A 14,091-nucleotide genomic window follows, 5' to 3' on the forward strand; every position below is an offset into this window, starting at 1 on the left:
GCCGTGCTCGTCGTGTTGCTGGCCGCGGGCGGCTGCTCCGAGCGCGGTGGAGACGGGGGCGGCGGGGGCCGGGGGAGCGGGGCGTCGGGCCCCGCCCTGGAGGCTGTGGCCTCGCTCACAGTCAAGGGTCGGGCGCCCAGGGCCGGTTATGAGCGCGAGGCGTTCGGCAGCTCCTGGAGTGACACCGACCACAACGGCTGCGGGACTCGCGACGACATCCTCCGACGGGACCTGGCGGAGGTGACCTTCCGCGACGGGCGCTGCGAGGTCGCCTCGGGCACGCTCGGCGATGACCCGTACACGGGGAGGACGGTGCGCTTCGTGCGCGGCCGCAGCAAGGTCGACATCGACCATGTGGTGGCGCTCTCCGACGCCTGGCAGAAGGGCGCGCGGACGTGGGACCGGGATCGGCGGGTGGCGTTCGCCAACGACCCGCTCAACCTGATCGCGGTCGACGCCTCGGCGAACCGGCGCAAGGGCGACGGCGACGCGGCGACCTGGCTGCCGCCGCGCCGCGCCTACCGCTGCGACTACGTGGCGCGGCAGGTGGCGGTGAAGCGGAAGTACGGAGTGTGGGTCACCCGCGCGGAGAAGAGCGCGATGGTGCGGGTGCTGCGCGGCTGCCCGGAGACGCGGCTGCCCCGGCGGTGAGCCGCCGGGGCAGGGTGGGGACGAGGGCCCGGCCCCTCGTCCCCGTCTGGGGACGGGTGTGCGGGGCGAGGGGCGTCAGCTCGCCTTCTTCCAGGTGGCGCAGCCGTTGGTCTTGAAGTAGACGTCGCCGGGGGCGATGGTCACCACGCCGTTCCCGGTGACGTTCTCGTTGGCGATGATCGAGGTGGTGGCGTCGTGGAGGGCGTCCTTGTCGCGCTCCCAGTAGCAGCCGAGCTCCTCGGTGTTCCCGGTGGACTTGTAGGTGCCGGGGGCGATGTCGACGCCCACCTTGTACATCCCGCTGCCGGGGACCTCGGTCTTGGGTGAGCCGGTCTCCTTGGTGGGGACCAGCTCCCAGTCCGCACAGCCGGTGGACTTGAAGATCTTGTCGGTGGCCTTGACGGTCACATAGCTGGCGCCCACGACGTTGTCGTTGGCGAGGATCGAGTCGGGCTCGCCGCTGGAGTCCTTGGCCCGCTCCCAGTAGCAGCCGTCGTCCTCCCCGTTGTCGACGGAGCGGTAGGTGCCGGGCTTGATGTCGGTGCCGACCTGGAGGGTGCCGTCGCCGTCGACGGTCTCCCCCTTCTTCTTCTCTTCCTTCTTCTCCCCGCCCTGGCCCCCGCCGGCGGCGGAGGTGTCCTTGCTCTTGTCGCTCTTCTCGTCGTCTCCGCCGCCCCCGGCCGCGACCCCGCCGATGGCCACGACGGCGACGATCGCGCCGGCGGCCGTGAGCACCTTGTGCCGGGCGAACCAGTTCCGCTGCTTCTGCTGACGCTGAGACATGACGGCCCCCTTCGGGCGGTGAGTGGATCTCCGTGAACCGATGGGTCAATAACAACAGAAGCTGTGAACCGCGTCAACACGATTCACAGGTGGTGTCCGGTTCACGCGACGAGGGAGTCCTTTTGGGGTACACGGGTATGCTCGCCGTCACAGCAGCCCACGCGCGCCAGGGGAACGGGAGCCGACCGGTGCCGGACAACGCAGACAAGGCAGAGCAGCCAGAGAAGGCCCACGCGCCGCAGCAGGCACGCACGCCGCAGAAGGCCCACGCGCCGGAGAAGCACGAGAAGCCGGGCAAGGCCGACACGACCGAGGTGACCGCCGCCGGGATCGCCCGGCTCGCCGGAGTGGGCCGCGCCGCCGTCAGCAACTGGCGCCGTCGCCACGCCGACTTCCCCAAGCCGGTCGGCGGCACCGAGACCAGCCCCACCTTCGCCCTCGACGCCATCGAGCACTGGCTGCGCGCCCAGGGCAAGCTGGCCGAGGTGCCGCTGCGGGAGCGGGTCTGGCAGCTGCTCGCCGGCCACCCCGCCGGCGCCGCCACCGCGCTCCGCCACGCCGGGGCGGTGCTGCTGCTGGTCCGGCACCGGCCCGCCGCCTGGGACGAGCTCAAGGCCGCCGACGACGCCCAGCTCGCGCGGTGGCTGCCCACCGCGCTCGCCCCCGTGCTCAGCGCCCGGCTCGGCGACCGGCACCCGGTGCGCGTCCCCGGCCCCGCCGAACTCGCCGCCGACGCCGCCCTGGTGCGCGGCGCCGCCGAACTCGCCGCGGAACTGGGCCCGCGCGAGGCGTTCGAGTTCCTGCTCGGCCGCCATCTGGACGCCAACCCACGGCAGTACACGCTCACCCCGCCCGGCCCGGCCGCCCTGATGGCCGCGCTGGCCGGCGTCGGCGCGGACTCCGGGCGCGGAGATGTCACCGTGCTCGACCCGGCCTCCGGAACGGGTGGCCTGCTGGCGGCGGTCGGCGGCGCGCGGACCGTCTACGCGCAGGAGTCGACCCCCGACCTCGCCGCCGTCACCGCGCTGCGGCTGGCCCTCGGCTCCGACGCCAGGGTGCGGGTGCGCGACGCCGACAGCCTGCGCGCCGACGCCTTCTCCGGGCTCGCCGCCGACGCGGTGGTCTGCCACCCCCCGTTCAACGAGCGCAACTGGGGCCACGACGAGCTCGCCTACGACGCCCGCTGGGAGTACGGCTTCCCGGCCCGCACCGAGTCCGAGCTGGCCTGGGTGCAGCACGCGCTGGCCCATCTGCGCGACGACGGGGCCGCGGTGCTGCTGATGCCCCCGGCCGCCGCCGCCCGCCGCTCCGGCCGCCGCATCCGCGCCGACCTGCTGCGCCGCGGGGCGCTGCGGGCCGTGATCGCGCTGCCCGCGGGCGCGGCCCCGCCGTACGGCATCCCGCTGCACCTGTGGGTGCTGCGCCGCCCCGGCGCGGGCCGGCCCGCCGCCCCGCACCTGCTGCTGGTGGACGCGGCCGAGGCGCCGGGCGGCGGCTCGGCCGCGGGGGCCGGCGCGGGCGCCGGCGGCCGGGACCGTCTCGACTGGCCGGCCCTCCAGTCCACCGTGCTCGCGGCCTGGCGGGCCTTCGACCGGGACGGGGGGCCCGATCGGCGCGACGGCGGCGAGGGGCCGCCGGGGGTGTGCCGCGCCGTGCCGGTCATCGAACTCCTCGACGACGACGTCGACCTGACGCCGGCCCGCCACCTCCCGCCGCCGGCCGCCGGCGCCGGAAGCGCCGAGTTGGCCGCCGTGCGCGACCGCTTGGCCGCCACCCTGGCCCGCACCGCCGAGCTGACCCCGCAGGCCCCCGCCGCCGACCCGGACGCGGCCGCGACGGCTTCGGGCGCGGGCGGTGGCCGGTGGCCCATGACGACGGTCGGCGAACTGGCCCGCGCGGGCGCGCTGGTGCTGCGCACCGGCGGCGCGGGACAGCTCGGGGCGGCGGGCGGCGCGGGGCCCGCCGTCCTCACCGAGCAGGACGTGCTCTCCGGAACGGGACCTTCCGGAACCCTGCCGGGCGGCGCGGCGGGCGCGGCCGGGGTCGGCGGCGCGGCCGGATCGGGCGGCGAGGAACCGGTGCTGACCGCGCCCGGCGACGTCGTCGTGCCGGTCCTCGGCGGCGGATCCGTCGCCCGCGTCGTCGACGAGGCCACCGCCGGAGCCGCCCTCGGCCGCAACCTCGCCCTGCTGCGGCCCGATCCGACCGCCCTGGACCCCTGGTTCGTCGCCGGCTACCTGCGCGGCAGCGCCAACCAGCGGCAGGCCAGCAGCTACGCCTCGACCGCCACCCGGCTCGATGTGCGCCGGCTGCACCTGCCCCGACTGCCCCTGGCCGAGCAGCGGCACTACGGCGAGCGCTACCGCACCCTCGCCGCCTTCGAGGAGGCTCTGCGGCTGGCCGGGCGGCTGGGCGAGCGGCTGGTGCAGGGGCTGTACGACGGACTCGCGGACGGAACCGTCGGGGTGGAGTGAGCAACCCGACAGCCGATCCGTACAACCCCCCTACCAGCGGCGCTGTCGGTGTATACGCTCAGACCCGCGTCCCGTCCGTGTACCGTCCCGTCAGGTTTCCAGGAGCAGCCATGTACGGCTCCGGCTTCCCGCAGCCGCAGCGCCCCTCGACCCCCCTGCTGGTCGTGCTGCGCGTGCTCTTCGTGGCGCTCTCGGTGCTCAGCCTGGGGCTGCTGGCCTGGGCCGCCATGCTGCGGATCGCCATCGTCCGGCGCCGCCCCCTGGACTGGGCGCTGTTCTGGGGCGCGCTGACGCTGGCGATCATGGCGATCGTGGCGTTCAGCCACAGCCCGGACGACCCGCGGGCGATCGACTACGTCTTCCTGGCGGTGATCCTCTCGATGGCCGTCGGCGTCCCGGTGCACTACCTCTTCGCCGACATCCGTCACCACCAGGGACCGCCGCGGACCCCGGTGCCACCCGCGTCCCCGTACGCCGCGGCCGCGCCGACACCGCTTCCGTCCCCGTACGCCGCGGCGGCACCGACGCAGCCGGGCGGCTACGGCTACCCGCAGCCCCAGCCGTACCCGCAGCCCCAGACCCCACAGCTCTACGCCCAGCCCCAGCCGTACGCGCAGCTCCAGCCCCAGCCTCAGCCCCAGGCCGGACCGCCGCCCCAGGCCGGACCGCCGCCCCAGGCCGGACCGCCGCCCCAGCCCCAGCCCCAGCCGTACGCGCCGCCGCAGCCGCGCCCGCAGCCTCAGCGCATCGACCAGGTCCGGGCCGAGCTCGACGAGCTGAGCGACTACCTCCGCAGGGAGCAGGACCGTTGAACGGACGTCTCGTAGCGGACCGCTATGAGCTGGCGACCCTGCTCGGCCAGGGCGGCATGGGGCAGGTGTGGACCGCCTACGACCGGCGGTTGGACCGTCGGGTCGCGGTGAAGCTGCTGCGCACCGACCGGATGGCCGGCGCCGTGGGGGGCGGGGTCGACGACCCCGCCGAGGAGCTGCGCCGCCGCTTCGTGCGTGAATGCCGGGTCACCGCCCAGGTCGACCACCGGGGCCTGGTGACGGTGCACGACGCGGGCGGCGACGGTGCCGACCTCTACCTGGTCATGAGTCATGTCGAGGGCGCGGACCTGGCGGACCACCTCGCCGAACACGACCCCTACCCGTGGCGGTGGGCGGTGTGCGTGGCGGCTCAGCTGTGCGCGGTGCTCTCCGCCGTGCACGCGGTGCCGATCGTGCACCGCGACCTCAAGCCGCGGAACGTGATGGTCCGGCTGGACGGCACGGTCACCGTGCTGGACCTCGGCGTCGCCGCCGTCCTGGACTCCGACACCACCCGCCTCACCCGTACCGGCTCGCCCATCGGCTCGCCCGCGTACATGGCGCCCGAGCAGGCGATGGGCGGCGCCGTCGGCCCGTACACCGACCTGTACGCGCTGGGCGTGCTGCTCCACGAACTCCTCGTCGGCCAGGTGCCCTTCGCCGGCTCCACCGCGCTGGGCGTGCTCCACCGCCATCTCTACGAGCCCCCGGTGCCGGTCCGGCAGGTCCGCCCCGAGGTGCCCGAGGCCCTTGAGGCACTGGTGCTGCGCCTGCTGGCCAAGGATCCGCGGCACCGGCCCGCCGACGCGCAGGAGGTCTACCAGGCACTGGCCCCCCTGCTGCCGACCCCGGGCGGGCCGTGGCCCGCCGCCGACGGCGCCCCGGGGCAGCCGGGGGCGTCGGGAGGCGTGGGGCCCATGGGCCCGATGGACCCCACCCGCCCCTTCCTCCGCCCGCACGCGCCCTGGCCCGACCGCGCGGCCACGCCGCCGCCCGCGCCGGCCCCCGCCGCACCCGCACCCGCCCCGACCGGCGGCGGGCCGGACATCGCCGCGGCCGTCGACGAGGTGAAGCGGCTGCTGGACCACGGCCGGATCACCCAGGCCGTGGACATCCTCGGCGGCGTCCTCCCGGCCGCCGCCGCCCGGCACGGCGAGCACTCCGGCGTCGTACGCAGCCTGCGCAAGCAGTACGCGGCCACGCTCATGGACGACGGGCAGTACCGCCGCGCCCTGCCCGAACTGCGGCGGCTCGCCGACGAGTACGGGGCGGAGTCAGGGCCGGTGGCGCTGCGCCAGTCGCTCCAGTTCCGCTACGAGGCCGCCCAGTGCCTGGAGCAGCTCGGTGACGCCGCCTCCGCGCTGGTGGAGTACCGCACCCTGCTCCCGTACTTCGAGCAGTACGCCGCCGACGACCCCGCCCAGCCGTTGGAGATCCGCCGCCGCATCGGCCATCTGCTGCTCTCCACCGGCGACCGGGCCGCGGCCCACGACACGCTCGCCCGGTTGCTGTACGACGCCGAGCGGCTGCACGGCCCGCACCACCCGTTCCCCGAGGAGCTCCGCCGCACCCTCCAGTGGCTGGGCCAGGTGCACGGCTGAGCAGGCCGTGAGCGCCGGGTCGGGTCCCCGCCGGGCCGGTCCCACGGTCCCCATCCACCCCGCGCTACTCAATTCCCGCCGAATCGTTGGTCGAATCAGTGGCTAGAGCCGCCATGACTCCCTACCATCGATCAACGCCAGGTCGGTCGATGTCCTTGTGACGCACGATCTCTGCCGGGAGGCTGCTTCGATGAACCGCCGCCGCACCGCGTACACCCTCTCCGCCGCCGCGCTGCTGGCCGCGACCCCGCTCCTCACCGCCTGCGGCAACGACGCGCACCCCGGTGCCGCCGCGGTCGTCGACGGCCGCCGCATCACCGTGGCCCAGCTCCAGGCCCAGGTCAGAGAGGTACGGGACGCCCAGCGTGACCATCCGCAGGCGGAGCAGCTGATCGCCGGCTCCGGGCGGCTGAGCCAGGACACACTGATCCGGATGATCCAGTACCGGGTGATCGAGCGCGCCGGCGCCGACCACGGGATCCGCGTCACCCGGCGCGAGGTGCAGGAGGAGCGCGCCAGGACCGAGGCGCGGGAGGGCGGCGCGGCCACGGTGCGCGGGCTCTACCTCCAGCAGGGCATCGCGCCCGACCAGATCGACGAGGCCGTCCGGGCCGACCTGACCCGCGACAAGCTGCTGGCGAAGCTGGGCACCGAGGGCGCCAACACCGCCTTCGCCCGCACCTCCGAGGACCTCGCCATCGACGTCAATCCGCGCTTCGGCAGTTGGGACGACCGGGAGGGCACCGCCAAGCTCGCCCAGGAGCCCTGGCTGCGCGAGACTCCGCCGACGGTCGCGGCGCCCGAGCCCGCGTAACCGGCCGCCGCCCCGGCCGCCGGCCGGGGCGGAGCCTCCGGGCGCGGACCTGCTCAGGGCGTGGGCGGGCCGGTGCCCGGGTCGGGTCGCGGGCCCGGGGCACGGCCGCAGTCCCCGGTCGCGGCGGCCGCTCCGACCTGGGTTACGTTCGAAGGGTGAACGCTTCCCGCAACGGCACCGGCCTCGGCGACCCCGGCCGACTGGTGCTGCTCACCACCAGCCACCGCGTCGCCCCCGGCCTGCTGTCCTGGCCCGCCTGGCGAGCCCTGCGCGCCGCCGACCGGGTGCTCTGCGCCGACCTCGACCACCCGCAGCTGCCCTACCTCCGCGAGGCGGGCGTGGACGTCGAGCGGGCCGAGCCCGCCGCCCGCGAGCTGGTCGAGTACTGCGTCGACGGCGGCCGCATGGCCGTCGTGCTCACCTCCGCGGACGGCGAGTCCGCGCTCACCGACGGGCTGGCCCGGATGGCCGGCTCGGGCCGCGAGCGGATGCCGGACCTGGAGCTGCTGCCCGGCTCGTACGACCTGCCCGGCGCCCGGCTGCTCGACCTGGTGCAGGTCATGGACCAGATCCGGGCCGAGTGCCCGTGGAGCGGCGAGCGCACCAGCGCGGAGCTGGTGAAGTACGGCCTGGAGGAGGCGTACGAGCTGGTCGAGGCCATCGAGGAGGGCGACCGGCAGGCGCTCCGCGAGGAGCTGGGCGACGTACTGCTCCAGGTCGTCTTCCACGCCCGGATCGCCCAGGACGACCCGGACGAGCCGTTCTCCATCGACGACGTCGCCGCCGGCATCGTGGACAAGCTCATCCACCGCCACCCGCACGTCTTCGGCGAGGAGACCGCGCACACCGCCGACGAGGTCCGGGAACACTGGCTGCGCACCAAGGCGGCCGAGAAGCGGCGCGACTCCGTCACCGAGGGCGTTCCTTTGGGCCAGCCCGCCCTCGCCCTCGCCGCCAAGCTCGCCTCCCGCGCCCGGACGGCCGGCCTGGACGTGGCCCTGCCGCGGGGCGAGGGCGTCGGCTATGAGCTGCTGGCGCTGGCCGTACGGGCGGAAGGCGAGGGCGTCGAGCCCGAGTCGGCGCTACGGGCCGCCGCGCGGGCCTACCGTGACGCCATCCTCCTGGCGGAGGGCGCCTCCGACTGAGGGGTCGGCCCCGTCGTCGGCGCAGCGGCCCGCCTTCGGCGGGGCGGTCGCCGTCCGCGGCGGGAGGGAAAGAGGGCCGTCCTCTCTCGTCCTCGGCTCAGGGGATACCGTCGACGACATGTCCGATCAGTCGCCGTGTGCCCGTTCCGTCGCCGCGCCCGAGCTCTTCACCTGGGAGTTCGCCACCGATCCGTACCCCGCGTACGCCTGGCTGCGCGAGCACGCGCCGGTGCACCGGACGGAGCTGCCGAGCGGGGTGGAGGCGTGGCTGGTGACGCGCTACGCGGACGCGCGGCAGGCGCTGGCGGACCAGCGGCTGAGCAAGAACCCGGTGCACCACGCGGAGCCCGCGCACGCCAAGGGGAAGACGGGGATCCCCGGCGAGCGCAAGGCCGAGCTGATGACGCATCTGCTCAACATCGACCCGCCGGACCACACCCGGCTGCGGCGGCTGGTGTCCAAGGCGTTCACCCCGCGCCGGGTCGCGGAGTTCGCTCCGCGGGTGCGGGAGCTGACCGACGGGCTCATCGACGGCTTCGCCGAGCGCGGCGAGGCGGACCTCATCCACGAGTTCGCCTTCCCGCTGCCCATCTACGCGATCTGCGACCTGCTCGGCGTACCGCGCGAGGACCAGGAGGACTTCCGCGACTGGGCCGGCATGATGATCCGGCACGGGAAGGGGCCGCGTGGCGGCGTCGCCCGGTCCGTGAAGAAGATGCGCGGCTACCTCGCCGAGCTCATCCACCGCAAGCGCAACGCCCTGGGCGACGACCTCATCTCCGGTCTCATCCGCGCGTCCGACCACGGCGAGCACCTCACCGAGAACGAGGCCGCGGCGATGGCGTTCATCCTGTTGTTCGCCGGCTTCGAGACCACCGTCAACCTGATCGGCAACGGCACCTACGCGCTGCTGCGCCACCCCGAGCAGCGGGCGCGCTTCGAGCGGGCGGTGGCCGAGGGGGACGAGGAGCTGCTCGCGACGGCGGTGGAGGAACTGCTCCGCTACGACGGACCGGTGGAGATCGCGACCTGGCGGTTCGCCACCGAGCCGCTGACGCTCGGCGGGCAGCGCATCGCCGAGGGCGACCCGGTGTTGGTGGTGTTGGCCGCGGCCGACCGCGACCCCGAGCGCTTCCGCCATCCGGACACCCTGGACCTCTCCCGCGGGGACAACCAGCATCTCGGATACGGTCATGGCATCCACTACTGCCTGGGCGCGCCACTGGCCCGGCTGGAGGCGCAGACCGCCCTCACGACCCTGCTGCGCCGCCTGCCCGACCTGCGACTGGCGGTCGATGAGAGCGATCTGAGGTGGCGTGGCGGGCTCATCATGCGAGGGCTGCGCACCCTCCCGGTGGAGTTCTCCGCGTCTGAAAAATGACGCGGAATCAACTATGTGATCTCTGCGTGACCTCCGCTACATCGGCTTGTGACTGTCAGGTGGCCGCATTATCTTCAACCCTCGACTCAGCCGCCACACGAGAGGCCCGTACGTATGCGCTCCGGCACTGGTAGACATCGCCGTCCCCGTCAGGCTCCGGCCATCGTCGTCGCAGCCGGCGTGACCGGCGCGAGCATCGCGCTGCCGCTGATGGGTGCGACCAGTGCGAACGCAGCCGACACCGCCACCTGGGACCGCGTCGCCGAGTGCGAGAGCGGCGGGATGTGGAGCGCCAACGAGGGCAACGGCTTCTACGGTGGGCTCCAGCTGACGCTCGACATGTGGAAGAGCCACGGCGGCATCGACTACGCCCCGCGGCCGGATCTGGCCAGCCGCTCGCAGCAGATCGCGGTGGCTCAGAACATCCTGAAGGCCCAGGGGCCGAGCGCCTGGCCGGGCTGCGCGGTCAACGCCGGCCTCACCCAGGGCGGCGGCGCCCCGGAGGTGGACCCGGGCCGCACCCTGCCCCTGGAGCCCGACCCCATCCCGTCCGAGACTCCCGACCGCCCCTCCGGGGAGACGGACAAGGAGAAGGACCGGGGTGAGGAGGCCGACCGGGACGCGGACAAGGACGCGGGCAAGGACGCGGACCGGGACGCGGACAAGGGCGAGGACCGGGGCGAGGGCGCGGATCGGGGCGAGGACGCGGACCGGGGCACCGACCAGGGCTCGGACCGGGGCGAGGACCCGCGGGGTGACGACGACCGCGAGGGGCCCGCGGATCCCGTGGACCCCCAGGCGCCTGACGGGGACTCCGACGACTCCCGGGGCGACTCCCGGGACCCGCGCGGCTCCGACGGCTCCGACGGGTCGTCGGACACCGGCCGGCCGGGGGAGTCCGACGAGGCGGACCGGGGCACCCCCGGGGGCCGGGACGGCGAAACCGGCACCGGCGTGGACGGGGACCCCGCCACCGACTCCCGCGAGGGCACCGGCCGCCACCGCGGCCAGCCGGACACCCGCGGGCCGGAGGACGGCGAGCAGCGCAGCGGACGGCACGCCTCCCGCGACGGCCTGGAGGGCCGGGACGGCTCCACCGGCCCCGGCGACTACACCGTGCGTCCCGGTGACAACCTGTCAGCCATCGCCGAGGAGAACAAGGTTCCCGGCGGCTGGCCGGCGCTCTACGACGCCAACGAGCGCGTCGTCGGCGAGGACCCGGACGTGATCCAACCCGGACAGCAGCTGGTACTTGACGCCGAGAAGGCTCCGGAGAGCGGCGCCGACCAGGACGCCCCCGAGGCGTCGAAGGCTCAGAAGTAGGGCTGACGAAGGCGGTTCACTGCGGTATGCCCGAGTTTGGTGAAAGTGAGATATGGATCTCTTCGCCTTATCGGGTGTATCGCCCGTGTCCCGCCTTCGTACGCCACTTCTGACCTGCGGTGATGTGGGTTCCCTGGTCCAAACGGGGCTGAGATTCCACGGATGTTGGGGTTTGAGCTCTCCGGGGGGATGTGCTTACCGTCGTCATCGCTCGCACCGCGAGTGCCACCGACCGTCACGCCGAGTCCTGCCAGCGGTCGGAGGGATTGTCGACGCGCAAGCGCCGAAGGCAGGAGCGGGGGACCCAACGTATGTGCCGGGCCCTCCGGCTAGGGGTGAAGCCGCACGCGGTCACCGCACGCGGCCGGGCAACTCACGTGCCCGAACCCGACAGCTCACCTCGTAGGCGTCGGTGAGGAAACCCAACATGCTTCATGGCAAGGGCAAGCATCGTCGTCCCTCCAAGGTCACCCGCATCGCCACCCTCGCGGGTGTCGCCGGTGCCGCGGTCGCCGTCCCGCTGATGGGCGCCAGCGCCGCCAACGCGGCCACCACCGAGCAGTGGGACCAGGTCGCGCAGTGCGAGTCCGGGGGCAACTGGTCCATCAACACCGGCAACGGCTACTACGGCGGCCTCCAGTTCTCGGCCTCCACCTGGGCCGCCTACGGCGGCACGCAGTACGCGCCCACCGCCGACAAGGCCAGCAAGTCCCAGCAGATCGAGATCGCCCAGAAGGTGCTGGCCGGGCAGGGCAAGGGCGCCTGGCCCAAGTGCGGCGTCAACCTGACCAGCGGCGGCCAGGGCTCCGGCTCGGGCGGCTCCCAGGCGCACACCCCCTCGCAGAACCAGACCCACACCCAGTCGCAGTCGCAGTCTCAGTCCCGGCCGCAGACGCACCAGCAGTCCCAGCCGCAGGCCCGGCCCACCGCCCAGCCGCAGCCCGAGCGCACCACCCAGGCGCCGAAGGCCAACCGCTCCCAGGAGCGCCAGGCCCAGCCGCAGCAGTCCGCGCCGCGCCACGCCGCCCCCAAGACCATCCAGAAGGGCGACGGCGAGTACCAGGTCAGGGCGGGCGACACGCTGTCCACCATCGCCGCCGCGCAGCACGTCGACGGCGGCTGGCAGAAGCTCTACGAGCTGAACGACGACATCGTCGGCGACGCGGATCTCATCTACCCGGGTCAGATGCTCGACCTGCGCTGACGCGCCCCGCTTTCTGAGGGCTCGGTTCGCCTCCGGGCGCTGTGAGCGGCTGCCGACGGTCGACCGTGCTCGCCTGCTCGTTCCTCGCAGGCTCCGCGTGCTCTCCGCTTTCGGCAGCCGCGCGCCCTTCGGCTCACTCGCCGGGGTGCGTGCGGGGCCGGGGCGCGTGCTCGGTCGCGCGTCAGGGGATCGTCCCCCTCGTCCCCTCATTCCCCACAGTCCCCGTCTCAGCTGAGCCGCCCCGCTCCCAGCTGAGCCCCCATGCCGGCCCCGGCCGGGTGCGCCCCATCCCCCGTAACGGGCGCCCCGCCGGGGCCGCGCGCCTTCTCCGCTCAGCGAACAGCCGCCGATTCACCCCACGATCTGGGCTTTTGGGGTGTGCGCCGTCTCGCCCGGCGGGCGAAGGGCGGGCACAGCGCTCCGAGCCCGTTAGGCTCGTGTCGCAGAACCCAGACACATACGAAGGAGACCCTCGTGCCGTCCATCGACGTCGTCGTAGCTCGCGAGATCCTCGACTCGCGAGGCAACCCCACGGTCGAGGTCGAGGTCGGCCTCGACGACGGCAGCACGGGTCGTGCTGCCGTGCCGTCCGGTGCCTCGACCGGCGCCTTCGAGGCCCTCGAACTGCGTGACGGGGACAAGAACCGCTACAACGGCAAGGGCGTCGAGAAGGCCGTCCTCGCCGTCATCGAGCAGATCGGCCCGGAGCTCGTCGGCTACGACGCCACCGAGCAGCGCCTGATCGACCAGGCGATGTTCGACCTGGACGCCACCCCGGACAAGTCCTCGCTCGGCGCCAACGCCATCCTGGGCGTCTCCCTGGCCGTCGCGCACGCCGCCTCCGAGGCGTCCGACCTCCCGCTCTTCCGGTACCTGGGCGGCCCCAACGCCCACCTGCTGCCGGTCCCGATGATGAACATCCTGAACGGCGGCTCGCACGCCGACTCCAACGTGGACATCCAGGAGTTCATGATCGCGCCGATCGGCGCGGAGTCCTTCTCCGAGGCGCTGCGCTGGGGCACCGAGGTCTACCACACCCTCAAGTCGGTACTGAAGGAGCGCGGCCTCTCCACCGGCCTCGGCGACGAGGGCGGCTTCGCCCCGAACCTCGACTCCAACCGCGAGGCGCTGGACCTGATCCTGGAGGCGATCCAGAAGGCCGGCTACACCCCGGGCCAGGACATCGCGCTGGCGCTGGACGTCGCCGCCTCCGAGTTCTACAAGGACGGCTCCTACGTCTTCGAGGGCCAGGAGCGCACCGCCGCCCAGATGACCGACTACTACGCCGAGCTCGTCGAGGCGTACCCGCTGGTCTCCATCGAGGACCCGCTGTTCGAGGACGACTGGGACGGCTGGAAGACCATCACCGCCAAGCTCGGTGACAAGGTCCAGCTCGTCGGCGACGACCTGTTCGTCACCAACCCGGAGCGCCTCGGCCGTGGCATCGAGGAGGCCGCCGCCAACGCCCTGCTGGTCAAGGTCAACCAGATCGGCTCGCTGACCGAGACCCTGGACGCCGTCGAGCTGGCCCAGCGCAGCGGCTTCAAGTGCATGATGTCCCACCGCTCCGGCGAGACCGAGGACGTCACCATCGCCGACCTGGCCGTCGCCACCAACTGCGGCCAGATCAAGACCGGCGCCCCGGCCCGCTCCGAGCGTGTCGCCAAGTACAACCAGCTGCTGCGCATCGAGGAGATCCTCGACGACGCCGCGGTGTACGCGGGTCGCAGCGCGTTTCCCCGCTTCAAGGGCTGACGCCCTGAAGCTCGGCGTCCCGCGCTTCAAGCGCTGACGAACACCGCCGGTCACGGCGATGCGTCCAGCTTCCGTACGTCCCCGGCCGCGGTCCCGTACCGTGTCCGGGGACGTACGTGCGTATGTGTGACGGCTGACGGGGAGGCGG

The 14,091-nt window shown here is 73.7% G+C and carries 11 protein-coding genes and 1 riboswitch; of the genes, 10 read left to right on the forward strand and 1 reads right to left on the reverse strand.

Annotated features, from left to right (window positions below):
• Positions 1-3 precede the first annotated feature (3 nt).
• A complete protein-coding gene (locus tag CD790_RS31530) occupies positions 4-651 on the forward strand; it encodes an HNH endonuclease family protein (RefSeq protein WP_144386898.1) in 648 nt (215 codons plus the stop codon).
• 75 nt (positions 652-726) lie between these two features.
• Here the strand turns inward: CD790_RS31530 and CD790_RS31535 are convergent, their stop codons facing one another.
• Positions 727-1,434: a hypothetical protein gene (locus CD790_RS31535; RefSeq protein WP_144386805.1), complete on the reverse strand. Its 708-nt coding sequence runs from the start codon at positions 1,432-1,434 to the stop codon at positions 727-729.
• 314 nt (positions 1,435-1,748) lie between these two features.
• Between CD790_RS31535 and CD790_RS31540 the strand changes: the two genes are divergently transcribed.
• The 9 genes from CD790_RS31540 to eno all read left to right on the forward strand — a co-directional run bounded on the left by CD790_RS31540 (position 1,749) and on the right by eno (position 13,943).
• A complete protein-coding gene (locus CD790_RS31540) occupies positions 1,749-3,908 on the forward strand; it encodes an N-6 DNA methylase (protein WP_144386899.1) in 2,160 nt (719 codons plus the stop codon).
• Positions 3,909-4,018: 110 nt separating this feature from the next.
• On the forward strand, positions 4,019-4,720 hold the full coding sequence (locus CD790_RS35030; protein WP_186319345.1) for a hypothetical protein: 702 nt from the start codon (positions 4,019-4,021) through the stop codon (positions 4,718-4,720).
• Positions 4,721-4,776: 56 nt separating this feature from the next.
• Complete coding sequence (locus CD790_RS31550) at positions 4,777-6,321, forward strand: protein kinase domain-containing protein (RefSeq protein ID WP_399218586.1); 1,545 nt, start codon at positions 4,777-4,779, stop codon at positions 6,319-6,321.
• Between the two features lie 190 nt (positions 6,322-6,511).
• On the forward strand, positions 6,512-7,135 hold the full coding sequence (locus CD790_RS31555; protein WP_144386807.1) for a SurA N-terminal domain-containing protein: 624 nt from the start codon (positions 6,512-6,514) through the stop codon (positions 7,133-7,135).
• 155 nt (positions 7,136-7,290) lie between these two features.
• Entirely contained in the window at positions 7,291-8,280 is a 990-nt protein-coding gene (locus CD790_RS31560) for a nucleoside triphosphate pyrophosphohydrolase (protein ID WP_260868041.1), read from the forward strand.
• Between the two features lie 118 nt (positions 8,281-8,398).
• Positions 8,399-9,661 carry a cytochrome P450 gene (locus CD790_RS31565; RefSeq protein WP_144386808.1) on the forward strand — a complete coding sequence of 421 codons (1,263 nt, stop codon included), beginning with the start codon at positions 8,399-8,401 and terminating at the stop codon, positions 9,659-9,661.
• Between the two features lie 180 nt (positions 9,662-9,841).
• Positions 9,842-10,984: a transglycosylase family protein gene (locus CD790_RS31570; RefSeq protein ID WP_313956559.1), complete on the forward strand. Its 1,143-nt coding sequence runs from the start codon at positions 9,842-9,844 to the stop codon at positions 10,982-10,984.
• 271 nt (positions 10,985-11,255) lie between these two features.
• Positions 11,256-11,408, forward strand: a riboswitch (cyclic di-AMP (ydaO/yuaA leader).
• A gap of 3 nt (positions 11,409-11,411) precedes the next feature.
• Complete coding sequence (locus CD790_RS31575) at positions 11,412-12,188, forward strand: transglycosylase family protein (RefSeq protein ID WP_144386810.1); 777 nt, start codon at positions 11,412-11,414, stop codon at positions 12,186-12,188.
• Positions 12,189-12,662: 474 nt separating this feature from the next.
• Positions 12,663-13,943, forward strand: coding sequence for a phosphopyruvate hydratase (gene eno / locus CD790_RS31580; RefSeq protein WP_144386811.1), 1,281 nt, complete (start codon positions 12,663-12,665; stop codon positions 13,941-13,943).
• Positions 13,944-14,091 lie beyond the last annotated feature (148 nt).

The sequence above is a fragment of the Streptomyces sp. SAJ15 genome, assembly GCF_007595705.1.
Classification (GTDB): Bacteria; Actinomycetota; Actinomycetes; order Streptomycetales; family Streptomycetaceae; genus Streptomyces.